Here is a 223-nt window from a genome sequence, read left to right on the forward strand (position 1 = left end):
AAAGGAGGAGAAATCCGAATGAAGAAGTTCCTTTCTCTGGTGCTTGCTCTGGTGATGACCATGTCCCTGGTCACCGTCAGCGCCGGCGCCAAGGACTTCGGTGACAGCGACGACCTCAGCGGCGAAGCCTATGAGGAAGCTGTCAACGTCATGTCCGAGATGGGGATCATCGACGGTTATTCCGATGGTGATTTCCGTCCCCAGGGCACCCTGACCCGTCAGG

At 57.4% G+C, this 223-nt stretch carries 1 protein-coding gene; it reads left to right on the forward strand.

Annotation, left to right across the window (positions count from 1 at the left end):
* Window positions 1-18 precede the first annotated feature (18 nt).
* On the forward strand, window positions 19-223 hold a 205-nt coding region (locus H9X91_RS14165; protein WP_204805894.1), incomplete at its 3' end, for an S-layer homology domain-containing protein.

Source organism: Oscillibacter valericigenes (assembly GCF_016902445.1).
Lineage (GTDB): Bacteria > Bacillota > Clostridia > Oscillospirales > Oscillospiraceae > Oscillibacter > Oscillibacter avistercoris.